General features: G+C 58.3%; 24 protein-coding genes. 7 read left to right on the top strand and 17 right to left on the bottom strand.

Annotated features, from left to right (window positions below; translation table 11 throughout):
• Window positions 1–33: 33 nt before the first annotated feature.
• From glpC to glpA, 3 genes are read right to left on the bottom strand one after another with little or no spacing between them, the layout of a single operon-like run.
• Window positions 34–1,233 carry an anaerobic glycerol-3-phosphate dehydrogenase subunit GlpC gene (glpC, locus tag JK621_RS15500; RefSeq protein ID WP_212556742.1) on the bottom strand — a complete coding sequence of 400 codons (1,200 nt, stop codon included), beginning with the start codon at window positions 1,231–1,233 and terminating at the stop codon, window positions 34–36.
• Window positions 1,230–2,501, bottom strand: coding sequence for a glycerol-3-phosphate dehydrogenase subunit GlpB (gene glpB, locus JK621_RS15505; protein ID WP_212560211.1), 1,272 nt, complete (start codon window positions 2,499–2,501; stop codon window positions 1,230–1,232). Before glpB ends, glpC begins: the two co-directional genes overlap by 4 nt.
• Entirely contained in the window at window positions 2,491–4,134 is a 1,644-nt protein-coding gene (gene glpA / locus JK621_RS15510; RefSeq protein ID WP_212556743.1) for an anaerobic glycerol-3-phosphate dehydrogenase subunit A, read from the bottom strand. Before glpA ends, glpB begins: the two co-directional genes overlap by 11 nt.
• 362 nt (window positions 4,135–4,496) lie before the next feature.
• Between glpA and glpT the strand changes: the two genes are divergently transcribed.
• Together glpT and glpQ are read left to right on the top strand one after the other, a co-directional pair.
• Window positions 4,497–5,852 carry a glycerol-3-phosphate transporter gene (gene glpT, locus JK621_RS15515; RefSeq protein ID WP_004950940.1) on the top strand — a complete coding sequence of 452 codons (1,356 nt, stop codon included), beginning with the start codon at window positions 4,497–4,499 and terminating at the stop codon, window positions 5,850–5,852.
• A gap of 82 nt (window positions 5,853–5,934) precedes the next feature.
• Complete coding sequence (gene glpQ, locus JK621_RS15520) at window positions 5,935–7,014, top strand: glycerophosphodiester phosphodiesterase (RefSeq protein WP_212556744.1); 1,080 nt, start codon at window positions 5,935–5,937, stop codon at window positions 7,012–7,014.
• Between the two features lie 35 nt (window positions 7,015–7,049).
• Here the strand turns inward: glpQ and yigL are convergent, their stop codons facing one another.
• The gene (yigL, locus tag JK621_RS15525; RefSeq protein WP_212556745.1) at window positions 7,050–7,847 is read right to left on the bottom strand and encodes a sugar/pyridoxal phosphate phosphatase YigL; all 798 of its coding nucleotides are present in this window, start codon (window positions 7,845–7,847) and stop codon (window positions 7,050–7,052) included.
• Window positions 7,848–7,858: 11 nt separating this feature from the next.
• Window positions 7,859–8,896: a lysophospholipase L2 gene (pldB, locus tag JK621_RS15530; RefSeq protein ID WP_212556746.1), complete on the bottom strand. Its 1,038-nt coding sequence runs from the start codon at window positions 8,894–8,896 to the stop codon at window positions 7,859–7,861.
• Between the two features lie 136 nt (window positions 8,897–9,032).
• Here pldB and rhtB point away from each other — a divergent pair, with 136 nt between their 5' ends.
• Window positions 9,033–9,653: a homoserine/homoserine lactone efflux protein gene (rhtB, locus tag JK621_RS15535; RefSeq protein ID WP_212556747.1), complete on the top strand. Its 621-nt coding sequence runs from the start codon at window positions 9,033–9,035 to the stop codon at window positions 9,651–9,653.
• A 126-nt stretch (window positions 9,654–9,779) separates the two neighbouring features.
• Here rhtB and rhtC read toward each other — a convergent pair whose 3' ends face one another.
• The 3 genes from rhtC to pldA form a co-directional block, all read right to left on the bottom strand.
• The gene (gene rhtC / locus JK621_RS15540) at window positions 9,780–10,406 is read right to left on the bottom strand and encodes a threonine export protein RhtC (RefSeq protein WP_212556748.1); all 627 of its coding nucleotides are present in this window, start codon (window positions 10,404–10,406) and stop codon (window positions 9,780–9,782) included.
• A 12-nt stretch (window positions 10,407–10,418) separates the two neighbouring features.
• Window positions 10,419–12,251 carry an ATP-dependent DNA helicase RecQ gene (gene recQ, locus JK621_RS15545; protein ID WP_006318304.1) on the bottom strand — a complete coding sequence of 611 codons (1,833 nt, stop codon included), beginning with the start codon at window positions 12,249–12,251 and terminating at the stop codon, window positions 10,419–10,421.
• Window positions 12,252–12,400: 149 nt separating this feature from the next.
• Window positions 12,401–13,279, bottom strand: coding sequence for a phospholipase A (gene pldA, locus JK621_RS15550; protein WP_212556749.1), 879 nt, complete (start codon window positions 13,277–13,279; stop codon window positions 12,401–12,403).
• A gap of 204 nt (window positions 13,280–13,483) precedes the next feature.
• Here pldA and JK621_RS15555 point away from each other — a divergent pair, with 204 nt between their 5' ends.
• Window positions 13,484–13,954 carry a thioesterase family protein gene (locus JK621_RS15555; protein ID WP_212556750.1) on the top strand — a complete coding sequence of 157 codons (471 nt, stop codon included), beginning with the start codon at window positions 13,484–13,486 and terminating at the stop codon, window positions 13,952–13,954.
• 64 nt (window positions 13,955–14,018) lie between these two features.
• Window positions 14,019–14,906 (top strand): EamA family transporter RarD, encoded by an 888-nt coding sequence (gene rarD / locus JK621_RS15560; protein ID WP_212556751.1) that lies wholly within the window; start codon window positions 14,019–14,021, stop codon window positions 14,904–14,906.
• Here the strand turns inward: rarD and JK621_RS15565 are convergent.
• Entirely contained in the window at window positions 14,898–15,956 is a 1,059-nt protein-coding gene (locus tag JK621_RS15565; protein ID WP_212556752.1) for an AbrB family transcriptional regulator, read from the bottom strand. The two genes, rarD and JK621_RS15565, sit on opposite strands and share 9 nt — an antisense overlap.
• 153 nt (window positions 15,957–16,109) lie before the next feature.
• Window positions 16,110–17,060 carry a magnesium/cobalt transporter CorA gene (gene corA, locus JK621_RS15570; RefSeq protein ID WP_004950926.1) on the bottom strand — a complete coding sequence of 317 codons (951 nt, stop codon included), beginning with the start codon at window positions 17,058–17,060 and terminating at the stop codon, window positions 16,110–16,112.
• Window positions 17,061–17,507: 447 nt separating this feature from the next.
• Between corA and JK621_RS15575 the strand changes: the two genes are divergently transcribed.
• Window positions 17,508–17,981, top strand: a complete 474-nt coding sequence (locus JK621_RS15575) for a WbuC family cupin fold metalloprotein (protein ID WP_212556753.1) — start codon at window positions 17,508–17,510, stop codon at window positions 17,979–17,981.
• Window positions 17,982–18,019: 38 nt separating this feature from the next.
• Here the strand turns inward: JK621_RS15575 and uvrD are convergent, their stop codons facing one another.
• The 6 genes from uvrD to lptM all read right to left on the bottom strand — a co-directional run bounded on the left by uvrD (window position 18,020) and on the right by lptM (window position 23,939).
• Window positions 18,020–20,182: a DNA helicase II gene (gene uvrD, locus JK621_RS15580; RefSeq protein WP_212556754.1), complete on the bottom strand. Its 2,163-nt coding sequence runs from the start codon at window positions 20,180–20,182 to the stop codon at window positions 18,020–18,022.
• Window positions 20,183–20,384: 202 nt separating this feature from the next.
• Entirely contained in the window at window positions 20,385–21,101 is a 717-nt protein-coding gene (yigB, locus tag JK621_RS15585; RefSeq protein ID WP_212556755.1) for a 5-amino-6-(5-phospho-D-ribitylamino)uracil phosphatase YigB, read from the bottom strand.
• Window positions 21,101–22,012, bottom strand: a complete 912-nt coding sequence (gene xerC / locus JK621_RS15590; protein ID WP_212556756.1) for a tyrosine recombinase XerC — start codon at window positions 22,010–22,012, stop codon at window positions 21,101–21,103. The genes yigB and xerC overlap by 1 nt, the downstream gene beginning before the upstream one ends.
• Complete coding sequence (locus JK621_RS15595; RefSeq protein ID WP_212556757.1) at window positions 22,009–22,713, bottom strand: DUF484 domain-containing protein; 705 nt, start codon at window positions 22,711–22,713, stop codon at window positions 22,009–22,011. The genes xerC and JK621_RS15595 overlap by 4 nt, the downstream gene beginning before the upstream one ends.
• Window positions 22,710–23,534: a diaminopimelate epimerase gene (dapF, locus tag JK621_RS15600; RefSeq protein WP_004950915.1), complete on the bottom strand. Its 825-nt coding sequence runs from the start codon at window positions 23,532–23,534 to the stop codon at window positions 22,710–22,712. The genes JK621_RS15595 and dapF overlap by 4 nt, the downstream gene beginning before the upstream one ends.
• Window positions 23,535–23,732: 198 nt before the next feature.
• The gene (lptM, locus tag JK621_RS15605) at window positions 23,733–23,939 is read right to left on the bottom strand and encodes an LPS translocon maturation chaperone LptM (RefSeq protein ID WP_283249336.1); all 207 of its coding nucleotides are present in this window, start codon (window positions 23,937–23,939) and stop codon (window positions 23,733–23,735) included.
• 78 nt (window positions 23,940–24,017) lie between these two features.
• Here lptM and cyaY point away from each other — a divergent pair, with 78 nt between their 5' ends.
• Window positions 24,018–24,338, top strand: a complete 321-nt coding sequence (cyaY, locus tag JK621_RS15610; protein WP_212556759.1) for an iron donor protein CyaY — start codon at window positions 24,018–24,020, stop codon at window positions 24,336–24,338.
• 35 nt (window positions 24,339–24,373) lie between these two features.
• Here cyaY and JK621_RS15615 read toward each other — a convergent pair whose 3' ends face one another.
• Window positions 24,374–26,926 (bottom strand): class I adenylate cyclase, encoded by a 2,553-nt coding sequence (locus JK621_RS15615; protein ID WP_212556760.1) that lies wholly within the window; start codon window positions 26,924–26,926, stop codon window positions 24,374–24,376.
• Window positions 26,927–26,954: the final 28 nt, after the last annotated feature.

Genomic DNA, 26,954 nt, shown 5'->3' on the forward strand with positions numbered 1-26,954 from the left:
CATGCCGGCCCCGTTTCGCCAGCTCATCACCGATTATGCCAACGCCTGCGCCAGCAGGGTGATCGGATGTTCGCAGCGCTTGCCGGTCGACATCTCGATTTGCCACTTGCAGGTTTCGCAATCGGTCACCACCAGATCCACGCCGCTCTCCTCTATCTGGCGAAACAGCGAAGCGCCAATCCCCTGCGAAGTCGCATAGTTCTCCGATTTAAACCCGTAAGTGCCGGCAATGCCGCAACACTGCGAATCCAGCACCACCAGCTCCAGCCCCGGAATTTGCCTTAACAGCTCCAGCGTATAAGCGGTCCAGCCCATTTTCTCCATATGGCACGGCGTATGATACGCCACCCGCAGCGGCGTGCGCTTCAGCGGCAGAGTGCGGCCCTGGTTGATCAGTCGATACACATAGCGCGTCGCCAGCTCTACCCGCTCGCGCACCGCCGAGGTATCCACCTCCAACAGATGCGGATATTCATCGCGCAGGGTAAAGGTACAGCTCGACGAGGTCGCCACCACAGGAATTCCGCGTTCCAGCACCGCCTCATGCAACGATTCGGCATTCACTTTGGCCTGCTTTTTGGCCTGGGCGATAAAGCCGTTGGCGATCAAAGGCACGCCGCAACATTTCTCGCGCTTCAGCAGTTGCACGCCGATATCCATCGCGTTAAATACCTTGATCAGATCCTTGCCCAGCTGCGGATGGTTGTAATTGACGAAGCAGCCGTGAAAAAACGCCACCTGTTCGGCATAGCGCTGCTGGGCCTGCGCCTGCCGGCGATACCAGTGACGGAAGGTGCCGAACGAATATTTTGGCAACTCGCGACGGTGGTCAATTTTCAACGCTTTGTCCAGCAGCGCGCGCACCGGTTTCAGACCGGTGGCGGCGTTGACTATGGGCGCAAAGGGCGTCGACAGCGATCCCATGATGTCGGTATGGCTGAGGATGGCATCGCGCAGCGTCGGTTTGCTCTGGGCGTAATCGGCGCGGGCGCGCTGAATGATATCGCCGATTTTGACGTCGGACGGGCAGGCGACCTCACAGCGCTTGCAGTTGGTGCAATACTTCAGCGCTTCATCGTACAACGCCGGATCTTTCAGCCGCAGGCGTTCGCCATCCGGTCCCGCCTGTTTTGGCCCTGGATAGAGCGGGTTGACTTTGGCGACCGGACAATAGGTGGTGCAGACGGTGCATTTGATGCAGTTCTCAAAGCTGTTGTCTTTCTGCAGGCTCATGGTCGCTCCTCCTCTGCGGCAATCTGTTGCGCGACGTGCAGCGCCCCGATCAGCGAAACGCCGGCGCCGCAGCCCTGCTGTAACGGATCGTACCCGCCGGTTACCGCGCCGATGGCATACAGGTTGGTCAGCGCCTCCCCCTGCCTTAACGCACGCAGCCGGCTATCGGTGCGTACGCCGAACTGCAAATAAGGTTGCGGAGCAAACAGATCGCTGCGGCTCCAGTCGGCGCGATCCGCGCGGCTTTCGACGTCCAGCCCAAACACCGGCTCGCGCACGCCGTCAAAATCCGCCACCAGCCCATTACTGAAAAAGCTGCCGCCGGCCAGCACCACCTGCTGCGCCTGCAACGGAATATCGCCGTGGTTGCGGGTGTAAAGACCGGTAACACGCCCGGCGTCGATATCCGCCCGCAGCATACTGTCCCCCGGCATAAAAACACCGCCCAATTGTTGCAAACGCCGGCGCAATACCTGGTGCAAGCGCATGCCCAGCACCGAAGGCGGTAGCGTCGGCAACAGACGCACCGGTTTGCCCACCGCCGTCTGTAACGCCACCAGCGGGGCATCCTCCTCCAGCCCCAGACAGGCCGGCAGGAAAATCGCCTCGGCATCACCGGCCAGCCGGCGCAGCTCGTCCGCCATCGGCATCAGGTTTTCCGGCAAGTCCAGCACTCTGGCGATATTCACCGCCCGGAACTCGCTGGGATTGTTGCGCAGCCGGTCCAGCGCAGGTAAATGCAACCCATTGGCCTCGGTGCGCACTCCCAACGCCTGCATGAGTGAATCGGCGGCCAGCTGCGGCTGAAAATCCAAAAAGCCCTCAATGCCAATCACCGCAATGCTTTCCCAGGGCAGTTCACCGGCCAACGGCGTCACCGGAATGGCCTGTGGGCTGAGCCAGGTGGCCCGGCGCGTGCCGAGCGGCGTAATGCGCAGATGATTCCTTTCATTACTGCCTTGCAGGTTCAGGCCGCAGCGCTGCAACAGCCGGGCCGCCTCATCAGATAACAGCGCCACCCGCTCTGCGCCAATCAAGGCATAAGGGTGTTGCGGCGCCTGTCGCGCCAGCTCTGGCAACGCAGCCAGCGGCGCGTCGACCGGCGTGCCGTCGGGCAGTTGCGCCAGCAAATCAAGCGAGCCGGAGGAGAAATAAAGCGCGCTCTGGCCCGAGCTGACCACGGCGCAGCGCTTGCCCTGTTCCGCCAACCCGATGGCGCAAGCCATACCCGCCAAGCCGCCGCCAATCACCACCACGTCAAATCGCATCATCTGCCTCCCGTTTCTCCCGTGCATCCAGCCCGCACAATCCCTGATAAACCCAACTGGTGAACTCGCTCTCGCGCAGCGCGTCACCCCAGGCGATCGGGCGTACGCCCTTCCAGCGTTCGTTGAGGAAATGCGACAACTGATCGATTGACTGTTGCGGGGTAGCGACGTTAAAGCGCGTCAATAGCCCGGCGGCGCGGCAGGCGCACAGCTCGCCCTGGCAAGTGCCCATGCCCACGCGGGTACGCCGGCGCAGATCCACCAGATTATTGACGGTGAGGGAGTTCACCGCATAGCGCACCTCGCCGGCGGTGACCGCCTCGCATTCGCAGACCAGACTGTTGTCCAGCCGATTACCGGCCGGCACCAGGCTGGCGCGATCGCCGTGGCGATACACCGCCGAGCCACGAATACTGGCCGGCAACGCCACCACGCTGCGCACCGTTTCCTCCGCCGTCTGCCGGGAGCCGGGCAGCGGTTCCACTGCGGTAGTGCATGGGCTATCCAGCCCAAGCTTTTCACACACTTTATCGGTCGCCCACTGTGCCATCAGGCGATAGGTCATCAACTTGCCGCCGGTGATGGTGATAAATCCTTCCAGCCCATCGCGGCTGGCATGATCGAGCAGCACGATGCCGCGGCTGACGTTACGGCCGCTGGGGTCGTCGTCGCTGGCCACCAGCGGCCGCACTCCGGCATAGGCGCGCAAAATGCGGGTTTGCGCCAGTTCCGGCGCCAGCAGCGCGCCTTCGCGGATCAGAATGTCCACCTCCTGCGGCGTCACCACCATATTGTCGATCTGGTCATAGTCGATGTGGGTGGAGGTGGTGCCAATCAGTGAGATGGTGTCGCCCGGCACCAGAATGTCGGCGTCTGCCGGTTTGCGGCAACGGTTGATGACCATGTTGTTGATGCGGTGGCCGAGGATCAGCAATGCGCCCTTGGCCGGGAACATGCGGATGCGCAGATCGGCGTATTCCGCAATCTGCTGGCCCCAGATGCCGGCGGCGTTGACCACCACCTCGGCGTGGATATCGTAGCGGCGCGCAGCTTGATGGTCGAAAACGCGCACGCCGGTCACGCGGTCACCCACGCGCAACAAACCGACCACCTGATGATAGGTCAGGATCTGTGCGCCATGCTCGCGGGCATCGAGCATATTGGCGGCGGTCAGGCGGAACGGGTCGACGGTGCCATCCGGCACCCGCACGGCGCCGATCAGCGCCGGGTTAGCCGCCGGCTCCAGGCGCAACGCCAGTTGCGGATCAATGGCTTCGGCGTTGATGCCGGCACTGTGGCAGGAAGCAATAAATTGTTGCTGGTAGGTCAACGAATCCTGCGGCAGGGTAATGAACAGCCCATCGGTACGCTCGATGCAGTGATGCGCGATGTGCTTGAGGATGCGGTTTTCTTCTATGCACTCACGCGCCGACTCGCCGTCGGTCACCGCATAGCGCGCTCCACTGTGCAACAAACCGTGGTTACGGCCAGTGGCGCCGGTGGCGATATCATGGCGCTCCAGCAGTATGCAACGCAGGCCACGACGCGCGCAGTCACGGGCAATGCCCGCTCCGGTTGCGCCGCCGCCAATGATTATCACATCCGTTTCGCTGTCCGGTGAATGGCTGCTCATGATGCTCCCTCAGGATCCGTGGTTATTATCCTATTGGGTCACAGTTGCTGGGGTCTTTGTTTGATAAGGAACAATAACGAACTTAAAACGAAAACAAAATGTCCACAAAAAACCATGAATGTGATCGGAATCACGATTTTTGGCCGTTTTTCTATTTCATAACGTTAACGAATCGCTCAAAATCCGCCGTAGTTTCATAAAAGTGTAACATTTGCGCCATTCATCACAGCGACACCAGGCTGTTTTGACTAGGATGACGCTCGTTATGGAACAAAAAAACACCACATACGATATCCGCTCAATCATCAAATGAACGTAGACAATCATATTGATGTGATAACTAAAAGCCATCGGAGGCGCTCATGTTGAGTATTTTTAAGCCGGCAGCACACATTTCCCGTGTGCCGGTCGACAAAGTCGACCCGCTGTACCGTAAATTGCGCTGGCAAATATTTATGGGGATTTTCTTCGGTTACGCCGCCTACTACCTGGTGCGTAAGAACTTCACCCTGGCCATGCCGTATTTGATCGACCAGGGTTTCAGCCGCGGCGACCTCGGTTTCGCGCTGTCGGGTATTTCCATCGCCTACGGTTTTTCCAAATTCATCATGGGGTCGGTTTCCGACCGCTCCAACCCACGCGTGTTTCTGCCTGCCGGCCTGATACTGGCTGCCGCAGTGATGTTGTTCATGGGCTTCGTTCCCTGGGCGACATCGAGCATCGCGGTCATGTTCGTGTTGCTGTTCCTGTGCGGTTGGTTCCAGGGCATGGGCTGGCCGCCTTGTGGCCGCACCATGGTGCACTGGTGGTCGCAGAAGGAGCGCGGCGGTATCGTTTCGGTCTGGAACTGCGCCCATAACGTGGGTGGCGGCCTGCCGCCGCTGTTGTTCCTGCTGGGCATGGCCTGGTTCAACGACTGGCACGCGGCGCTGTACATGCCGGCCTTCGGCGCCATTCTGGTGGCCCTGATCGCCTTTGCGCTGATGCGCGATACGCCGCAATCCTGTGGCCTGCCGCCGATCGAAGAATACAAAAACGATTACCCGGACGACTACAGCGAGAAAGCGGAAGAAGAGCTGACCGCCAAGCAGATCTTCATGCAATACATTCTGCCGAACAAGCTGCTGTGGTACATCGCCGTGGCCAACGTGTTCGTTTACCTGCTGCGTTACGGCATTCTGGACTGGTCACCGACCTACCTGAAAGAAGTGAAGCATTTCGCGCTGGATAAGTCTTCCTGGGCCTACTTCCTGTACGAATACGCCGGTATTCCGGGCACCCTGCTGTGCGGCTGGATGTCGGACAAAGTGTTCAAAGGCAATCGCGGCGCCACCGGCGTGTTCTTTATGACGCTGGTGACCATCGCTACCGTCGTTTACTGGCTCAACCCGGTCGGTAATCCTGGCATCGACATGGCCTGCATGATCACCATCGGCTTCCTGATTTACGGCCCGGTGATGTTGATCGGCCTGCATGCGCTGGAACTGGCACCGAAGAAAGCGGCCGGTACCGCAGCGGGCTTCACCGGTCTGTTCGGTTACCTGGGCGGTTCCGTTGCGGCCAGCGCCATCGTCGGTTACACCGTGGACTACTTCGGTTGGGACGGCGGCTTTATGGTGATGATTGGCGGCAGTATCGGCGCGGTAGTGCTGCTGTTGCTGACCATGCTGAGCGAGAAAAAGCACCACGCAGAAATCGCAGCCAACAAACGCGGCTAAGCGTCATACAAATTTCGCATTATTTAAAGGCCGCGCTGCGGCCTTTTTATTGCCCTGCACCTACAACATGGAGAATTACAGAATGCGGACTCAAGTCAAAGCCCTGCTGACAGGGATCATCCTGGCCACCTCAATGGTCAGTGCCGTACAGGCGGCGGACAAGGTGGTGATCGCCCACCGTGGCGCCAGCGGCTATCTGCCGGAACACACGCTGCCGGCGAAGGCGATGGCCTACGCGCAGGGTGCGGACTTCCTCGAGCAGGACCTGGTGATGACCAAGGACAACGAGCTGGTGGTGCTGCATGACCATTACCTCGATCGCGTTACCGACGTGGCCGAGCGCTTCCCGAGCCGGGCACGCAAAGACGGCCGTTATTACGCCATCGACTTTACCCTGGCGGAAATCAAGTCGCTGAAGTTCACGGAAGGCTTTGAGATCGAAAACGGCAAAAAGGTGCAGGGCTACCCTGGCCGCTTCCCGATGGGCAAATCGGACTTCCGCGTCCATACCTTCCAGGAAGAGATCGAATTTGTGCAGGGGCTGAACCATTCGACCGGCAAAAACATCGGTATTTACCCGGAAATCAAGGCGCCGTGGTTCCACAAGCAGGAAAGCAAGGATATCTCCAGCAAAGTGCTGGCGGTGTTGAAGCAGTATGGTTACACCGGCAAGGGCGACAATGTTTATCTGCAATGCTTCGACGCCAACGAACTGAAGCGGATTAAAACCGAACTGGAACCGAAGATGGGCATGGATCTGAAGCTGATCCAACTGATCGCCTACAACAAGTGGCAGGAAACCTATGAGCAGAAAGCCGACGGCAAATGGGTGGAATACGACTATGACTGGATGTTCAAGCCGGGCGCGATGAAGCAGATTGCCCAGTACGCCGACGGCATCGGGCCGGACTACCACATGCTGGTGGAAGCGGAGAAATCCAAACCGGGCCACGTGGTGCTGACCGATATGGTGAAAGAAGCCCATGCCAACAAGCTGGCGGTGCATCCGTTCACCATCCGCGCCGATGCGCTGCCAAACTACGTGACCGACGTGAATCAGTTGTACGACGTGATTTACAACCAGGCGGGCGTTGATGGCGTGTTCACCGACTTCCCCGACAAGGGCGTGCAGTTCCTGCAAAAGCAGGGCCAGCACAAGTAACCCGGACAAGGGCGCCGCAAGGCGCCCTTGTTGTTTCAGAGATACATCTTGCGCAGGTAGTGCGGCACCGCATCGTCGGCATTGGAGCCAATCACTTCCAGCTCCGGCAGCTTGTCTTTCAGGCGCTGGTGCGCGTCGCGCATAATGCAGCCCTTGCCGGCCATCGCCAGCATTTCCAGATCATTCATGCCGTCACCGAAAGCGATGCACTCTTTCAGCGAATAGCCGATGATTTTGGCCACTTCTTCCAGCGCATGCCCTTTGGATACGCCGCCCGCCATCACTTCCAGACAGGTCGGGAACGAGAAACTGACGTTCACCCGATCGCCCCAGCGCGCATTGATGGCATCTTCCAGCGGCAGCAGCTTTTCATGGTCGTCACAGGTAAAGTACACCTTGCACACGCCGTCGGTCTCCAGCAGGCCCGGTTCAAACAGCTGATACCGGAAGATCGATTCCCGGAAGAACTCCTCCTGCTCCGGGCTTTCCCGGTTGATGAACCAGTCGTCGTTGCGGTAGACGTTGGTGGTGATGTCCGCATCATCGTGCATCATGCCGTAGAGATCGCGGGCGATGTCTTCCGCCAGGTTATGGCTGAAAATCAGCTCACCGGCGGTGTTATGCACGCGGGCACCGTTGGAGGTGATCATAAAGGCGCTGATATCGAGGTTATCGCGGATCTGCGAAACGTCGATGTGATGCCGGCCAGTGGCAAACACAAAGTGCACGTCACGCTGGGTCAGCAGCTTCAACGTCTCTTTGGCATAAGGCGACAGGGTATGGTCAGGTGATAGCAGCGTGCCATCTAAATCGGAAGCGACAACGTGATACATAAGGATATGTTCTAACCTCTGATGGAGTGGTCGGCGGCAGGGGCGCCACCTAAGTGTTGAGCAAAGAAACGCAGGATTGCGTTCAATGCTTCGGCGCGCATCGCGTCCCGCTCGAACAGGATCTCATGGCGTGCGCCTTGGATAACCCGCGGTTTCCCCCCTTCGCAAGGGTGCCCCGCGTCTGACAGTGCCTGACAAAAAGCCTGCTGGGAAGGGTTGTCGACCACCCGTTCCTCGCCGGCCTGCAATAATAACAGCGGTGTGGTGATTTTAGCCGCCTGCGCGACAATCTGCCGCCCGGCCTGAATGCTTTCTCTTACCCAGTGGTAGGTAGGGCCACCCACCTGCAACTCGGGGTAATCGGCGTAATAGCGCAAACAGCGGCGATAACGTTCACGGCTGTGGGTCAATACGTTGACCACATAGGGCAGCGGCCGCCACTGGCCGGTGCCTATCGCATAGTAATCGCGCACCGCCGGGTGTTTCTCTACCCAGTTAAGGATCCGGTCCGCCATCCAGCCCGGCATCGGCAGATGAATGCCGAACATCGGCGCGCAAAACGCAGCGGCGTCAAACGCCTGCGGTTGACGGGCCAGAAACTGCGCCAGTATCGCGCCGCCCATCGAATGCGACAGCGCAAAATGCTGCAGGTAACCGTGCGGCACCACTTGCTGCTGATAAAACTGAGCGAAATCGTCAATATAATCGGTAAAGCTTACCACATGACCGCGGTGCGTATCAGCCAGCAAGCGGCCAGAACGACCTTGCCCGCGATGATCGAGAATCATCACATCAAAACCGCAATGGAACAGATCGTAGGCAACTTCTGGATATTTAACGTAACTTTCGATACGGCCGGGGCTGATCACCACCACCCGCTGATGACGCGATGAGCTGAAACGCACGAAGCGGATCGGCACGCCGCCCACGCCACTGAACTCGCCCTCCTCCCGCAGCCGCCAAAAGTCCAGCAGCGGGCCGGTAGCGAAAGCAGCGAACTGCGTTTCACGCATTAACCAGTCATCGGTGCCTTGAGTGAACGACGTCATTGAGAGCTTTTCCCTGAGCCGCCAGCGGCAAAAATGTGGCCTCTGGCACAAGAAATAATACTAGCGTATTGTGATTTCAGTCTTACAAGAACCGAGCCTATTTTGGCACAAATTGATACTTTCAGGGAGCCTTACGATGACCTTGGACTGGTGGTTAACCTATCTGCTGACAACCCTTATCCTGAGCCTGTCACCCGGTTCAGGCGCAATCAACACCATGAGCACCGGTATCAGCCACGGGTATCGCGGCGCGGCGGCATCCATCGCCGGGCTGCAGGTCGGGTTGAGTCTGCATATCGTGCTGGTGGGCATTGGCCTCGGCGCGTTGGTCTCTCAGTCGCTGATGGCATTTGAATTGCTGAAATGGTTCGGCGCCGCCTATCTGGTATGGCTCGGTATCCAGCAGTGGCGCGCTGCCGGTTCGTTGGATCTGCATACGCTGGCGGGTACCCTGCCGCGCCGCCGTTTGTTCCGCCGCGCGGTGCTGGTCAATCTGACCAACCCGAAGAGCATCGTGTTTCTGGCCGCACTGTTCCCGCAGTTTATTTTACCCAACCAGCCGCAGGCCGAGCAGTATCTGATACTCGGCGTGACCACCGTGGCGGTGGATATTGTGGTGATGATCGGTTACGCCACCCTGGCTAAGCGCATTGCCGGCTGGCTGAAGACGCCGCGCCAAATGCAGTTGCTGAACCGCATCTTCGGTTCGCTGTTTATTCTGGTGGCCGGGTTATTGGCGACGGCCAGAAAGGCCTGAGAATTCAATGTTAGGCGTTATTGTCGCCGGCAGGTTGGACTCGAGCAGCGCACAGGACCCGGAGCCTACATAAAGTACCTGAGGAGTCCGGGCGCTGTCCGGACTCAACCTGGCAAGTAAAATAGCCTAACGGGTAAAGATCAGATGCAGACCAAAGCCGGTGAACAGCACGCCCGCCAGCCCGTCGATCCATTTCGCCAAACGCTGATAGCCGCGGCGCATCGCCGGCAACGCAAACACTACCGCCACCAGGCTGAACCAGACAAAGGTCTCGGCGATAATCAGCAGGAACAAGCCCCAGCGCGCGCCGGCGCCCACGTCGTCACCGACAAACAGCGAGAACACGCTGCCGAAATAGATAACCGCTTTCGGGTTTGAAAGGTTGGTCAGGAAACCGCGGATAAAGCTGCGTCCGGCCTTTGGCAACGCCACTTTCACTTCTTGCGCCGGCACCGATTGGGCGTTCTGGGAACGTGCGGAACGCAACAGTTGCCAGCCCATCCAGCATAAGTAAAGCCCACCGCCGACCATGATGATCTGGTGCAGCCAGGCCATTTTCTGCAAGATCAGGTGCAAGCCCATCAGCGCAACCCCCGCCCACACCACGATACCCAGTGAAATGCCCACTACGCCCATCATCGCCTCGCGGCGCGAGCGGCTGGCGGCGGTTTGCGAAACAAAAAAGAAGTCCGGCCCCGGGCTCATCAACGCAATCAGGTGCACCAGCGCCACGGTCAGAAACAGCATCAGCATGATTTATTGCCCTTATTCTTCGTCATTATCGAGGTGATCGCGGATCATCGCCATAAACGGGGCGCCGAAACGCTCCAGTTTGCGCTGGCCAACGCCGTTAACGCTAAGCAGGTCGCCGGCCTTGATCGGCATCTGCTCCGCCATTTCCAACAGCGTGGCATCGTTAAACACCACGTAAGGCGGGATATTTTCTTCGTCGGCAATCGATTTGCGCAGCTTGCGCAGTTTGGCAAACAGCTTGCGATCGTAATTGCCGCCGTAGGATTTCTGGTTGGCGCTGCCACGCGACTTCAGGCTCTGAATACGCGGCACCGCCAGTTGCAACTCCAGCTCACCACGCAACACCGGGCGCGCGGCCTCGGTCAATTGCAGCGCCGAGTGCATGGCGATGTTCTGGGTAATAAACCCCAGGTGGATCAGTTGACGCAGCACGCTGGTCCAGTGCTCGGTCGTCTGCTCGCGGCCGATGCCGTACACCGGCAACTTGTCGTGCCCGTATTCGCGGATGCGCTGGTTATTGGAACCGCGCAGCACTTCGACAATATAGCCCAGGCCGAACCGCTGGCCGACGCGATACACGCAAGACAGCGCCTTGCGTGCGTCTTCCAGCCCGTCATAGCGCTTGGGGGGATCGAGGCAGATATCGCAGTTGCCGCAATTTTGCTGCTTGCCCTCGCCAAAGTAATTGAGCAACACCAAACGACGGCAGGTTTGCGCTTCGGCGAAAGCCCCCATGGCGTTCAGCTTGTGGCGCTCGATATCCAGCTGCTGCCCGGCCGGTTTCTCTTCCAGGCAACGGCGCAGCCAGGCCATGTCGGCCGGGTCATACAACAGGATCGCTTCGGCCGGCAGGCCATCACGCCCGGCACGGCCGGTTTCCTGATAGTAGGACTCGATATTGCGCGGGATATCGAAGTGCACCACGAAACGCACGTTGGGTTTGTTGATGCCCATGCCGAAGGCGACGGTGGCTACCACCACCTGTAAATCGTCACGCTGGAACGCTTCCTGCACCTGCGCGCGGCGATCGTTGTCCAGCCCGGCATGGTAGGCGCCCACGCTCAGCCCGCGGCTCTGCAAACGCGCGGTGGTGTCTTCCACCTTGGCGCGGCTGTTGCAGTAAATGATGCCGCTCTTGCCGCGTTGGTCCTGCACGAAGCGCCACAGCTGATCGAGCGGCTTGAACTTCTCCACCAGCGTATAGCGAATATTTGGACGGTCGAAGCTGCTGACCTGCACCAACGGATCGTGCAGCGCCAACAGGCGCACGATGTCGCCACGGGTAGACTCGTCGGCGGTCGCGGTCAGGGCAATCACCGGCATCGTCGGGAAGCGCTGCTTCAGCTGACCCAACGCGCGGTATTCAGGACGGAAATCATGGCCCCACTGCGAAATGCAGTGCGCCTCGTCCACCGCCAAGAGCGCCGGCGGACAGTGGTCGAGCAAATCGAGGAAGCTGTCCATCATCAGCCGTTCGGGGGCGATATACAGCATTTTGATCTGCCCGCTGCGGCAACCCGCCATGACTTCCAGCTGCTGCTCGCGCGTCTGCGTCGAGTTATAGCAGGCGGCGGAAACGCCATAAGCCAGCAGTTGATCGACCTGATCTTTCATCAGCGAGATCAAGGGGGAAACCACTAACGTCAGGCCATCCATCACCAGCGCCGGGATTTGATAGCACAACGATTTACCGCCGCCGGTCGGCATGACCACCAGACAATCCAGCCCGCCGATCGCCGCGTTGATAATCGTTTGTTGACCCGGTCGGAATTGCTGGTAGCCAAAGGTATCGCGCAATACCTGCTCTGCCAGCAACTCTTTGTTTATCACTGCTGCGGTTGACACACACTTCCCCACTTTGAACTATATACCCAAAGTAATTGGAGCTGCGGCAAGGCGGCAAGTACGTGAGTCCCCGGGAGCTTGGCCAACCAAGTGACCGGGGTGAGTGTACGCAGCCAACACAGCAGCAGCTTCAAGTACGCAGGGTATGATTACATAATATCGTTAAGCATGACACCAACGCCAACCCGTGTCTGCCGGAAGTTGTAATCAATCAGCGATTCGCCGTAGCCGCTGAACACCTGAGTGTAGAAACGCACATGCTTGGAGATCGGGTAGCTCCAGCCCACTTCCGCACCGCCGTAGCCGCTGTTCCAGTTGTAATGGCTGTCGACGCTGAACACGCTGTCGCCCCAGGCGTAACCGACTTTCAGACGGTAATATCCCATGTATTTGGTGATATCCGGGTTGTCATCGCTGCTGTCGCTTTCCGAGAAGCGGAACCAGGGTTTCAGATCCACCTGCCAGTTACCGTTCTGCGCCATAAAACGCGCATAGCCACGGTTCCAGCTGCGGGAGGTGGGATCAGAACGCCCGTTGGACTGATGGTTGAGGCCCACTTCAACATCGCGCAACGTCCAGCCGGCAAAGCGGTAATCCGTCGCCCAGCCGAGGAATACCTGCGGCTCGTAGTTGGTCTCGCGAAACGGCGACGATTCCCCGTGGTTGGAAAGCTGCCACCAGGAACGTTGAGTATAAGAGGCGCCCAGCACCGAGTTGTCGCCAAGAATGCCGCGCCACAGCGGGAAGGCCAGGCTGAGCTGGTATTTCACTTCATCCTTGCGCGCCTTCTCGGCCCAGTTGTAGGACTTGATGGCCTCTTTGTTGATATTGCTGGTATCGGTGTACAACACGTAGTTGGTGTCGTACGGATAGAGCGTGAAGGGGTTGTCGTGATCCTGCAGCATGTTGGCGATAATGCTGCCGCGCACTGCGGGTTTATCATGAATTTGCTGCTCTTTGGCCTCTTCCGCCTGCACCAGCAATGGCACCGCCAACATGGCCAAAACGATCCCTGACAAAATGCGCATAACGTTCCTCACTCCAACAAAAATGACAAACTCTGAAATAAAAACAGGCCATTTTACACGCAAAGGCGGTTTTGCAGCAGCGCGGCGTGCATTTATTGGATTAGTCTGGTCAGCAACAAAATATAGGCATAAAATCAACAAACGATTAACCTGGACTGACCAGTTAATAACCTCCTCACTCTATTGAATAAAGAACGGGTATTTATGTCCACTACACCACTGACTCTCGATGCTGCACGCCAGAAAATCGGCGAAATTTTTGTTTATCACATGCCGTTTAACCGCGAGCTGGGCCTTGAACTGCGCCGTTTTGAAGATGACTACGTTGAACTGAGTTTCGCCAATCAGCCCAAACTGGTGGGTAACGCCGCCCAGAAGATCCTGCACGGCGGCGTGATCGCTTCAGTGCTGGACGTTGCCGCCGGGTTGGCCTGCGCCGGTAGCGTGCTGATGCGTATGGATCCGCTGATCGAAGAGGAAGTGGCCTCGCGCCTGTCGCGCATGGGAACCATAGATCTGCGCGTTGACTACCTGCGCCCCGGCCGCGGCGAGCATTTCGTCGCCTCCGCCAGCGTCTTGCGCAGCGGCAACAAAGTGGCGGTCGCCCGCGTCGAGTTGCATAACCACGATGGCCTGCATATCGCCAGCGCCACCGCCACCTACCTGGTCGGGTGATTGTGCGCGGTGAGTGTCTTAAGTACACTCACCGCATCTCCGTTTTACCCATCCGAGTATCGTCATGGACGCACAGCAAACGCGGCAGGGCATCTTCTTTGCTTTGGCCGCCTATTTGATTTGGGGCATCGCCCCGGCCTATTTCAAACTGATTCAACAGGTACCCGCCGATGAGATCCTCACTCATCGGGTCATTTGGTCCTTCTTCTTTATGCTGGCGCTGATCACGCTGGGCCGCAACTGGCCGCAGGTTCGTGCCGCCTGCAGCAACCGCAAACGGCTGCTGCTGCTGGCGGTGACCGCTGTGTTGATCGGCGGTAACTGGCTGCTGTTTATCTGGGCGGTAAATAACCACCACATGCTGGAAGCCAGCCTGGGCTATTTCATTAACCCGCTGGTTAACGTGCTGTTGGGAATGCTGTTCCTGGGAGAACGTTTCCGCCGCATGCAGTGGTTGGCGGTAGTGTTGGCGTTTGCCGGCGTGTTGATTCAGCTATGGCAATTCGGGTCGCTGCCGATTATCGGCCTGGGGCTGGCGTTCAGCTTTGCCTTCTACGGCCTGCTGCGCAAGAAGATCGCCATCGACGCGCAGACCGGCATGCTGATTGAAACCCTGTGGTTACTGCCGGTAGCGGCGGCATATCTGTTCCTGTTCGCCGACAGCCCGACCAGCCATCTGAGCGCCAACCCGTGGTCACTGAACCTGATGCTGGTCGCAGCCGGCATCGTCACCACCATACCGCTGCTGTTCTTTACCGCTGCGGCGACCCGCCTGCGCCTGTCGACACTCGGCTTTTTCCAATACCTCGGCCCGACGCTGATGTTTCTGCTGGCCGTCACTTGCTATGGGGAGACCATCGGCCAGGACAAGCTGGTGACCTTCGGCTTTATCTGGGCGGCACTGCTGCTGTTTATCCTCGACGCACTCTACACCCAGCGCAAATTACGTTGACGCAGGCGAGGCCCGGTTGGAAATGAAGCGGGCCATCGCCGGGCCGGTCAGCAGGATGGTGAACAGCCGCAACGTTTGCATCGCCATCACGAAGGACATATCCACCCGGCTGCCCGCCGCAATAATCGCCACGGTGTCCAGCCCGCCCGGGCTGGTCGCCAGATAGGCGGTCATCAGATCCACCGGCAGAAAGTGGGTCAGCATCCAGGCCAGCAGCCCGCAAAACAGCATCAGCGCCACTATCGACGCCACCATCTGCGGCAATGTGCGCAGCGCCAGCAAAAAGATCGGTCGGGTAAAGCGCAGCCCGACGCTCCAGCCAATCAGGGTATAAGCCAACGCCAACAACCATTCCGGCACCTGCAACGCCATCGCGCCGCTGGAGTGAAGCGTTGCGCCGATAATCATCGGTAAAAGCAGCGCGCCGGAAGGAATGCGCAGCCGGGGCCCAAGCCAGGCGCCGACAACGGCGATACCCAGCGTCGCGAGAAAACGCCAATCCAGCGGCGGAAACCATTCCAGTGCGACGCTGCCGTGACCCGCCTCATCGCCCAGCCCAATCCGCGCCACCATGGCCGCCGCCGTGGCGACAAACAGTACCCGCAGGTACTGCATGAATGCCACTAACCGGACGTCTGCACCGAAATCCCCCGCCATCGCCACCATCGCCGAAGCGCCGCCGGGCGATGAACCCCAGGCGCCTGTTGGCCCCGGCAACCCGCTAAAACGCACCAGACACCAGCCGGAAACGCCGCTGGCCGCCAGCGTGGCTAACAATACCAACAGCACCAGCGGCCAGTCGTCGAGTAACGGCGTGAGGATAGCGGGTGAGAGACTTTGCGCGATCATGCAGCCGAGCACCGCCTGCGCGACGATAAACAGACGAGTCGGAATACGCACCGTGGCCCCCGACAGCCCCATCGCCACGCCGACGATCATCGGCCCCAGCAACAGCGCAGCGGGAATATGAAATGTTTGCAGGCCAAACCCCAGCGCCAACGAAGCCAGCAGCAGGAACAGCCATTGAATCAAGCGGGGAACTCTTTCCATCAACACGCACGCCTTAGGGGGCCGATAAGCTGAGGGGCTATTCTACCTCTATTTAGCAGGCTAAGGGATCATCCCCACGCACTCTTTAAACGTAGCACGCCGGCTCCGGAGCCTACACGCAGGCCGAGCTCACGTTGGCAACGCTCGTTTCGTTTACAGCCAGTTCTTGCGCTTGAAGTACAGATAAGGGGCCAGCCCCGCGAGGATCATCAGGCTGATGGCCCCCGGATAACCGAACGACCATTTCAGTTCCGGCATAAACTCAAAGTTCATCCCGTAGCTGGAAGCCACCAGCGTAGGCGGCAGGAACACCACCGATACCACCGAGAAAATCTTGATGATGCGGTTCTGTTCGATATTGATAAAACCCATCGCCGCCTGCATCAGGAAGTTCACCTTCTGGAACAGCGATTCGTTATGCGGCAACAGGGATTCGATGTCGCGCAGCACTTCACGCGCCTGTTCCAACTGGCCGGTCGGCAGGCGCGCCTTGCGCACCAGGAAGTTAAGCGCGCGTTGGGTATCCATCAGACACAGGCGCACTTTCCAGCCGATATCTTCCAGTTCCGCCAAGGTTGACAGCGCTTCGTCGTATTCGTCGCCCTGATGGCCTTCCATGATCACCCGGCTGAGCTTTTCCAGATCGCTATAGATGTTTTCGATCTCGTCCGCCAACTGTTCAATCTTGGTTTCGAACAGATCCAGCAACAACTCATAGGCATTGCCGTCAACCATCGTCAGATTGCGGGCACGCATGCGGTACAAACGAAACGCCGGCAGTTCGCGTTCTCGCAGGGTATACAGCCGGCCGTCGCGAATGGTAAAAGCCACGGTCGAGTTGCCGGCGTGATCTTCCGCATCTTCAAAATAGAAGAAGGAGTGAATATGCAGGCCATCTTCATCTTCGAAGAAACGCGCGGAGGCTTCGATGTCGTCCAGCTCCGGGCGTGTCGCCAGGCTCTGGCCCAGCTCGTTTTGCACGCGCTCACGCTCGCCCTCTTCCGGTTCAACCAGATCAACCCACAGTGACGAGGTGAGATCATCCGAGTCATCCAACTCCAGACGGGACAGGCGACTGTTATCTAATTTAAACGCGCTTAGCATGTGCCAAAACTCCCTATCGGTGACAGGTGCAGACAACGCGTGGAAGCACAGAAACAGAGGGGTGTTGCATCACCAGCTTGTTTCAGACCATGAAGGATCCGACTCGTAGCGACGCTTTGCGGGGTCGCCGACAACCACGAAGGCCATCAGCTCAATGGGATAGCCTTAGAAGTTGTACCTGTTGTTGTCCAGGTCAGTGAGCCAGTATCTACTGGGTGTGTCCAAGGCGTATGTCCTCATTGATAATCGTGCGCGCATGTTACGCCGAGAAGAAAAAGCCTGTCAACACGTTAGACAGGATAATTGAGCAACAACTCATCACTATGACAAATGACGAAAAGCGCGCTTAATCCGAAGTAAAGCGTGCAGAAAAAGTCTGCGGCGATCTCTGACCGCATCCGGGAAAGTTGCTAAGATTAGGCCACTATAAACCTGCGGATTTAACCGATGAAACAGATTACCGCCCACGACCTGGCCACGATGAGCGAACAAGCTGCCAAAGTGGCGCGCCTGCGCGCGCACCGTACATTACACGAAGAGTTAAGCGATCCGGTACAGCGCCTGGCGATTGCCATGGAGCCGGGCACCTATATCCGCCCGCACCGCCATCCGCAAACCTGGGAGCTGCTGACGCCGCTGCGCGGCCGTTTTGTGGTGCTGCAGTTCAACGATGACGGCGTCGTCACCCAACGCACGCTGCTCGGCGAAGAAACCAAAGTGCTGGAGATGCCGGCGTTTACCTGGCATGCGGTGCTGTCGGTGGATGCGGGCGGCGTGGTGTTTGAAGTGAAACAGGGGCCGTATCAGCCGCTGTCGGAAGAAGACTGCATGTCATGGGCGCCGGCGGAAGGCGGTGAGGGCACCGAAGCGGTGATGCGTTGGTATGCCACCGCACAAATCGGCGACAGTTACTCTCACTGATTTGACTGATTGCAGGGGACTTTCCCCTGCAATTCGCCTTACACCGTTTCCAGCCGGGCGTAGGCCGCCACCAGCCACTTGATGCCTTCGCCCGGAAACGCAATTTGCAACCGGCTGTGTTCACCACTGCCTTCCAGATTGACGATGGTACCCTCGCCAAACTTGGGATGGCGCACCCGCTGGCCAAGCTTGTAGCCGGTGTCGTTTTCGCTGATGGGCGTGCCCATGCGGCGATGATTCACCGGCCGCGATACGCTGGCGCGCAGCCGCACTTCTTCCACACAGTCTTCCGGCAGTTCGCCGATAAAGCGCGAAGGCCGGTGATAAACCTCTTTGCCGTACAAACGGCGCGTTTCGGCATAGGTCAGCGTCAATTTCTGCATGGCGCGCGTCAGGCCAACGTAGGCCAGCCGGCGCTCTTCTTCCAGTCGCCCGCCTTCGTCCAGCGACATCTGGCTCGGGAACATCCCCTCTTCCATACCGACGATAAACACCAGCGGAAACTCAAGCCCCTTGGCGGAGTGCAGGGTCATCAGTTGCACCGCATCCTGGTATGCATCTGCCTGCCCCTCGCCCGCCTCCAGCGCGGCATGTGACAAAAACGCCTGCAGCGGCATCAGATCCTGATCTTCATCCTGATAGCTGTACTGCCGCGTTGCCGTGACCAGTTCCTCAAGGTTTTCGATACGCGCCTGACCCTTCTCACCCTTTTCCTGCTCGTACATGATGAACAGCCCCGAGTCGCGGATCACCCGGTCGGTCTGTACATGCAGCGGCATATCTGCGGTTTCGTGCGCCAGGGAATCCACCAATTCGGTAAAACGTTGCAGCGCGGACGCCGCACGCCCGGCCAGCACTTTGTCCTGCAACAACGCGCGGGTAGCCTGCCACAGCGTCAATTGGCGATCGCGCGCCGTACGGCGCACTTCGTCCAGCGTTCGGTCGCCGATGCCGCGCGCCGGGGTATTCACCACGCGCTCAAACGCCGCGTCGTCGTTACGGTTGGCGATCAGCCGCAAATAGGCCAGCGCATCCTTGATTTCCTGACGTTCGAAGAAGCGCTGGCCGCCATAAATGCGGTACGGCATGGCGGTTTGCAACAGCGCCTCTTCCAGCACCCGCGACTGGGCGTTGCTGCGATAGAGTATCGCGCAATCATTCAGCGCACCGCCGTTTTCCTGCCAGGTTTTGATACGGCCGACGACAAAGCGCGACTCGTCGAGTTCATTGAACGCGCAGTAGATTGATATGGGTTCGCCTTCGGCCCCCTCGGTCCACAGGTTTTTACCCATGCGCCCGCCGTTGTTGGCGATCAGGGTGTTGGCGGCTTTCAGGATATTGCTGGTCGAACGGTAGTTCTGTTCCAGGCGCACGGTTTGCGCGCCGGGGAAATCCTTCAGGAAACGCTGGATGTTTTCCACCTGAGCGCCGCGCCAGCCGTAAATTGACTGGTCATCATCGCCAACGATCATCACGTTGCTGTTATTGCCGGACAACAGGCGGATCCAGGCGTACTGGATGCTGTTGGTATCCTGGAACTCGTCCACCAATACGTTGGTGAAGCGCTCGCGGTAGTGATTGAGGATATGCGGCTTGTTCAGCCACAGCTCATGGGCGCGCAGCAACAGTTCGGCAAAGTCCACCAGCCCGGCGCGGTCGCAGGCTTCCTGATAGGCCTGGTAGATACGCAACCAGGTCGCTTCCACCGGGTTGTTGTAGGTTTCAACGTGCTGCGGGCGCAGGCCCTCGTCTTTTTTGCCGTTGATGTACCACATCGCCTGACGCGGCGGCCATTGTTTTTCGTCGATATTCAGCGCCTTAACGATGCGCTTCAGCAAACGAAACTGGTCGTCGCTGTCGAGGATTTGGAAATCCTGCGGCAGATTGGCGTCCATATGGTGGGCACGCAGCAACCGGTGGGCCAGACCGTGGAAGGTACCGATCCACATGCCGCCCTGGCTGGTACCAATCAGGTGTTCGATACGATGGCGCATTTCCGCCGCCGCTTTGTTGGTGAACGTCACCGCCATAATCGAATACGGCGAGCAGTTCTCTACCGACAGCAGCCAGGCGATGCGATGTACCAGCACCCGGGTTTTACCGCTGCCCGCGCCGGCCAACACCAACAGGTTGCAGCGTGGCGCAGCCACGGCTTCGCGTTGTTTTTCATTCAGGCTGTCGAGCAGATCGGAAACGTCCATAAGCACCATTAATTGGTAAGGGAAAACGCGCCTGAGACGCGTTTTCCACTGGGAATTTATACAGAGTCAATCTGGGATTATACCCGAAATAATTGAAGTTGCAGCAAGGCGGCAAGTGTGTGAGTCCCCAGGAGCTTACTCGGGTAAGTGACTGGGGTGAACGCACGTAGCCAACACAGCTGCGGCTTCAAGTATGAAAGGGCTATAACAATGTTGTCAGCGATGCCAACTGAGCGATCTCAATATGTGGCAGCAGACGGCTGTCCGCGACCTGCATCAGGTTACGCTGACGATCGTTGATCCAGCAGGCCTGCAGGCCTGCGCGCAGCGCCCCGGCGACGTCGGTGGTCAAATCATCGCCAACGTGCAGAATGCGCCCGGCGGGAACACCTAACCGTTCAACGGCTAACCGATACATGTCCTGATAGGGTTTGGCGCGGCCATCCGGCCCGGAACGCAGCACAAACTGGAAGTAACCGTCCAGCCCGCACAGCGCCGGATCGGCATTGCCGTTGGTGATCGCCACCAGCGGGAAACGCTCCCCCAGCGCTTTCAACGTGGCGTGAGTCGCCTCCGGCACCTCGATGCGGCTGCGCCACAGCGCAAAGTTCTGCATCGCCGCGTCGGCGCCGACGGCGGCCTCGGCATCCCGTAACCCCTGACGGCTCAGCGCCAGATGAATGGCGCGCCAGCGCCACTGGGTGACGTCGTGATAAATCTCCGGATCCTGCTCGCGCAGCTCCTGGCGCAGACGGTGAAAATCCGCCGACTGAAAGTGATTCAGCCCGGGATGATAATTCTGCAGAAAGGCTACCGACTGCAGCTCGGTCTGCCTGATCACCGGGCGGTTGTCGTACAGCGTGTCGTCCAGATCGAAGGTCAGCGCCGCCAGCGGGCGCAGCGGACGATAAAAATGCATCAGGATTTCCCCCGTTTGGCGCGCGGATGCGCAGCATCGTACACGTTCGCCAGATGTTGAAAGTCGAGGTGGGTATAGATTTGGGTAGTGGTGAGGTTGGCGTGGCCGAGCAGTTCCTGCACGGCACGCAGGTCGCCGCTCGACTCCAGCATATGGGTCGCAAACGAGTGGCGCAGCTTGTGGGGATGAATATGGCTGTTTACGCCCTGCTTGACGCCCCACTCGGCAAAACGCTTTTGCACGTTGCGGGTCGAGATGCGTTTTCCCTGATTGGACAGGAACATCGCGTCGTCTGTCGGCCCGAACAGGTCACGCATCGCCAACCAGTGCTCCAGCCAGGTAACGGCGGTGCGGCCCACCGGCAGCTTGCGTTCTTTGCTGCCCTTGCCCAGCACCCAAATTTCGCCGGCGGCCAGATCGACATGACGGCAGTCCAGCCCCACCAGTTCCGAAAGGCGCAGCCCGGCGCCGTACATCACCTCCAGCATGGCGCGATCGCGCACCGCCAGCGGATCGTTAAGATCGATATTCAACAGCTGGTTTATTTCATCGACATCGATATTTTTCGGCAGATGACGACCGCTGCGCGGCGTTCGGATACCTTTGGCGGGATTGGCGATCAGCGCGCCCTGGCTGACCTGCCAGTCGAGAAAGCTGCGCAGCGCCGACAAGCGCAGCGCAAGGCTGGAAGACTGCAGGCCCGCGCGTTTGCTGCGCGCCGCCAGCATGCGGACTTTAGCGGCGGAAAGCATCGGCCATTCGGTCACGCCCATCTCCTGCGCCAGCGCCATCAGCGCCTGCAGTTGGCGCGAATAACTCAGTTGAGTGAGCGGGCTGAGCTGACGCTCAACCTTCAGATAACGCAGGAAAGCGTCCACCGGCTGTTGCAGGCTGGTCGCAACCGGGGTCATGCTCGTTCTATCCAGCGTTCCAGCAGTTCTGGCAGCATGCGCGCCAACTGATTGAGCATCACGGTGCCCATGCCCTGCTGATAGTGTTGCGTATCGCGGCTGCTGAAAATCACCATGCCCAGTTCGCCGTTTTCGCCCAACATCGACAATGCGACCGAGCCAACCAGCTTGGCCTGCGGCAACAGCAGCAGCAGTTCGGGGCCATTCAGGCTGCCGAGAAAATGCTGTTGGTCGCCCAGGCGCTGAATGCGCAGCGGTTCAAACGACGAACGCGTCAGGGCAAGATGGGTGAAGTCGGAAGGCGCGCCGATTTTCCAGCTTTCGGAAAACAGGCGGATGTTGGCGCCGGCCAAACCGAAACCACGCGCCCAACGTTGCAGGCGGTTGAGCATGTCTTGCAGACTGCCGGCGGTAGCCAGATTGGCCTGCAGATGCAGCAGGCTGGCAAACAGCGTTTCGTTGGCGCTGGCCTGCTCCATCAGCAGGGTGATCTCTTCTTCGAGCCGGCCAATATGGTTGCGCTGGCGGGCCAGATGCCACTCGACCAGCGACACGGTTCCGCGAACGGGATGGGGGACGCGCATCTGTTCAACCAAACGCGCATTGCGAATAAAGAAATCCGGGTTTTGCAGCAAAAACTGCATTACGGCGTCGTCATCAAGCTCAATGCCCGTGACAGCCTGGTCCTCAACACTCTTCATAGATGAATAAATCCGTCATATACATGGGTTGCCGGACCGGTCATAAACAGCGGGTTGCCCGGCCCTTTCCAGCGAATATGCAGGCTGCCGCCCGGCAGTTCTACATGCACCTCTTCTGACAGCAATTCCTGTTGAATCCCCACAGCCACTGCCGCACAGGCTCCGCTGCCACAGGCCTGCGTTTCACCGGCGCCGCGCTCATAGACCCGCAGCTTGATGTGTTCACGACTGACGATTTGCATAAAACCGATATTGGCCCGTTCCGGGAAGCGCTCGTGCCCTTCCAGCACCGGCCCAAGCAGCTCCACCTTGGCGGTTTTTACATCATCCACCTGTAAAACACAATGTGGATTGCCCATCGACACCACGCCGCACAGCACGGTATGTTCCGCCGCACGCATGATGTATGTCCTTTCCTCTTTGGTGGCGCGAAACGGCACCGCCTGAGGATCAAAATTCGGTTCACCCATATTCACGCACACCAGATCATCGTCGGTGACGCTGAGCACCATGCGCCCGGTTTGGGTGCTGACGCGGATATCGCGTTTGTTGGTTAGCCCTTTCAGCCGCACAAAACGGGCGAAACAGCGGGCGCCATTACCGCACTGCGCCACTTCACTGCCGTCGGCGTTGAAAATACGGTAGTGGAAATCAAGTTCCGGATCGTAAGGCGGTTCTACCACCAGCATCTGGTCAAAGCCAACGCCCAAGTGCCGATCGGCCAATCGGCGGATCAGTTCAGGTGAAAAATAGACATTCTGTGTAACGGCATCGACCACCATAAAGTCGTTGCCCAGACCGTGCATTTTGGAGAACTGCATATCATACTCCGCTATCTGGACGCGCTACCCCCTTCATCTTTCAAGCTGCCGCGTTGTTGGCTTCTCGCCTTCACCCCAGTCACTTGGCGAATCCAGGCTCCTGGGGATTCACGCGCTTGTCGCCTGGCTGCAACTTGAAATCTATTGGGTTCATCCGTCTTGGGTTTGCGGCGACGCCCCGCCACCGCAAATCAGGTGTTACTGGTCGCTCATCGACGGTTTTTGCTGAGAGACAGAAGTTTCCTGCTGATTTTTCTGTACCTGATCGCCCGTTTGTACCGGCGGAGTGGCCGATTTATGGCTACCAGGTTCGGCCGGTGGGAAATACAGCGGGCCTTTCAGACCGCAGCCGGAGAGCCCGGCAAGCAGAACTGCCATCAGCGCATAGCGTAGTTGTTTTTTCATTTGCATTAATGCCTGTAATTCATGCGTCCAAGATCTCTATAATCGCAGGTGGATCATGAAAAGCAATAGGAATTGATTATGAACGACAGTGAGTTTCACCAGTTGGCTGACCAACTGATGCTTAATATCGAAGAGACACTGGACGATTTTGACGGCGATGCGGACATCGATTACGAAACTAACGGCGGCGTAATGACGTTAAGCTTCGAAAATGGCACCAAGATTGTGATCAACCGCCAGGAACCGCTGCATCAGGTATGGCTGGCAACCAAAACCGGCGGTTATCACTTTAACTACCGGGACGGCGCCTGGTTGTGCGATCGCAGCGATCGCGGGTTCTATCCGTTGCTCAGCGAAGCGGCCAGCGCACAGGCCGGCGAAGAGGTGCATTTTTCCTGATAAACCGCTGATTCCGTAGGGCTTTCCCTACGGAATCAATGCAACTGAAATTGCTGCTTCAGCGGCTGAGCGGCGCCATCGGCCAGGGTCACGCACAGGCTCGACAGAACATTGCTGCGGAACGGGATCACCTGAGTGCGGCCATCCAACTGCACTATCTGGTAGAACTGCGGCAGGTTGAAGTTGATAAAACTGGAACCGTAAGTGAAGCGATCGTGTGAAGAGGAGTAGAAACGGCTGACGTCGCGCACCAGTTCCTCTTTACTGCCTTCACAATGGTGATAAACCTCAACCCGGTTGGATTCATCCAGAATATAGATGTTAAAGCCTTTATCGTCCGACGTGTCTTCGAAGAAGAACTGAATGATCCCCTCACTGGCGAAACCATCCACTACCGGCGGCAAGTGCACCTGATCGGTTTCCACTTTGATCGACAGACCGTGCAATTTGTTGTTGGAAATGGCGCCGTAGAATTCCACCGCGTTCTCCAGCTTTTGCACCGACACGCTCAGACGCTCAAAGAACAGGCCCCAGGTCTGGCCGGCGACGCGCACCGCTTTGAAACGGCCCGGCTCCAGGCGAGTACTGGACAGGCGCAGCTCTATGCACTCCGACACCAGTTGCTGGATGCGCGTACGGATAAGACCGCGCAAATGCTGGCTGTAGCAGAACACTTCCACCGATTCCGGCGGCGCGGCGTCCTGATGCATTTTACCGAGTATGGTCTTCAGCGCTTCCAGCACCGATTGCTCACCGCTGAAATGCAGGGTACGCACTTCGTTCCATGAGTTGCGGTACAGCAGATCGATACTGCCCACCAGGCACTGCTGCTGCTGGCCGAAACTGAACACGTCGAGCTTGCGGAAATCGAAATGCACCACCTGATTGCGGAAGGCGGCGGTTGGATCGTTTTCCAGATTGACGATAATCGCCAGATGGCGGATTTCACACGGGCTGTACAAGGCTTTTGGCGTCGGCGCCGCCAGGCGCAGCGGGAAATGGTGCGACACATCCGCCACCAGCTCCTGCAGTTTGGCCGTATCGCACAGGTTGCCGCTCTTGATGTGCAGGCGGGTCTGCGGCGTCAGCAGGCCGTTGAAATAGGCCCAGGCCACCAGCTTGTTCAGGTAGCGGTTATATTCCAGCGGTTGATGGCTGACGATGGAATCCATGGCCGGCGCCTGATTGTACAGATACCAACCGGTGCGGTTGGCGCGGCCAATCGGCACATGAATAAAGGTTAAGTCGTTTTCCGACAGGTCCGGCGAGATCTGCGGGTTCACCAGCGTTACCTTGCCGGGCAGGGCTTCAAACGCCGCATACAGCTTGCGGGTGAGCACACCGATATCCTGCGGGCTGGCGCTGACGCTGAGGTTGTTGCGGCGCGCGAAGCGGATCAGATTGCGATAGCTCTGCATCATCGCATCCAGCAGTTCGTTATGCGCTTCACGTACCCGCTCGATCTTCCAGTTGGCGCGGTTATCCAGGATAGCCAGGCGCCCTTCGTCCCATCCCCACTCGCTGACCAGTTGGCTCAGGATTTCGCGGCGCCAACCGACGCAGGCGTTAGCGCGCGACAGCTTTTCACAGACTTTCAGATAGAAACAGCGGCGGACGAGATCGAGACGGGTGGTGTCGTTGATTTGGTTTAGATAATGCGTGACGCGTTCGAGCATCATGCAGTAGGAGTCGAGGCCGAAACAGACGATCTCGCCTTCATGCAGACGGTGTTTAATGTCCATCGCCAGCAGTTGAGTATTCGGGTATTCCCAGGAATAGGCTTCCAGCAGCAAGGTTTTCAGCACGGCTTTGTAAGGCGAATCGATGCTCTTGTACAACTGCCACAGGCTGGCGCCAAAATACTCCTCCGCCGACAGCGTGCTCAGGCCGCCGAGATCCAGCCATTCGTTCGGCGTCAACGCACCTTGCGAATACAGCGACAGCACATACTCATCGTAATGCGCTTCTTCTTCGCCCGGTACCATGTTCCACAAAATACGTTTGCCGGCCAGGCGCACCGCGGTGCGGTAAAACTCATCCAGCAACAGGATATGTTGGGTAGAGCCGCAGTTCTCGCCACCCAGGCTGCCGCTTTCGTTATGGCGGAAGCGGTTTTCATCGATCAGGAAGAAGCTGACTTCTACGCCCATCGACGCCGACCATTTTTCCAGCAGGCTGCATTTTTCCTGCAGACGGCTACGCTCTTCGTTATCCAGCCAGGACTGATGACACACCCAGATGTCGAGATCCGAGCTGCAGCTTTGGCCGATCGATGACGTACTGCCCATCGAGTAAACGCCGGTAATCGGCAGCTCACCGCTGGCCAGCTTGTCAAACGGGCTGCCCCATTTGTCTTCTAAATCGTTAAGGTAATCTTGCTGGGTTTCATCAGGCGTGTAGAGGCAAACGCCGTGGGGAACGTTACCGTTCAGATAGCCCGGCATCAGTGGGTGATGGTAGTGCAGTAAGGTAGGCAGCAGACTGTATACCCGTTGAAACGCGGGTTTCATGGCCGCTAGGGCGCGATCAACTCGTAATTGGTTGATCGCATCCAGTCTCTGCTTCAGTGTCTCGATGTAGAGGTACAAGACGTCTCGCCTGATTATCCCGGTGTTT

The organism is Serratia plymuthica, assembly GCF_018336935.1.
GTDB classification, from domain to species: domain Bacteria; phylum Pseudomonadota; class Gammaproteobacteria; order Enterobacterales; family Enterobacteriaceae; genus Serratia; species Serratia plymuthica_B.